Origin of the sequence: Streptomyces marinisediminis (genome assembly GCF_026262575.1) — a bacterium.
GTDB classification, from domain to species: Bacteria; Actinomycetota; Actinomycetes; order Streptomycetales; family Streptomycetaceae; genus Streptomyces; species Streptomyces marinisediminis.
Window position 1 is genome coordinate 1 of record NZ_JAPKFL010000122.1, and the last position, 413, is coordinate 413.

The window sequence follows — 413 nt, forward strand, 5'->3', positions numbered from 1 at the left end:
GCGTACAGCTCGTGGCCCTTGTGGTCCAGCCGGGGGATGGAGTCCAGCAGGCCGCGGGTGTACGGGTGCGCCGGGCGCTTGTACAGCTCGTGCACCGGGGCCGTCTCCACGATCCGCCCCGCGTACATCACCGCGATCTTGTCGGCCACGTCGGCGACCACGCCCAGGTCGTGGGTGATCAGGATCAGGCCCATGTGGTACTCGCGCTGGAGCTCGGCCAGCAGGTCCATCACCTGCGCCTGCACGGTCACGTCCAGTGCCGTCGTCGGCTCGTCCGCGATGATCAGGTCCGGCTCCAGCGCCAGCGCCATCGCGATCATGATGCGCTGCCGCATACCGCCGGAGAACTGGTGCGGGTAGTCGTTGACCCGCGCCTTCGCCGCCGGGATCCGCACCCGCTCCATCAGCTCGAC

General features: G+C 69.2%; 1 protein-coding gene. It reads right to left on the reverse strand.

What is annotated here, in order from left to right; translation table 11 throughout:
* A partial coding sequence (locus tag OSB71_RS24345; protein ID WP_265950963.1) for an ATP-binding cassette domain-containing protein occupies positions 1-413 on the reverse strand: 413 nt, incomplete at both ends.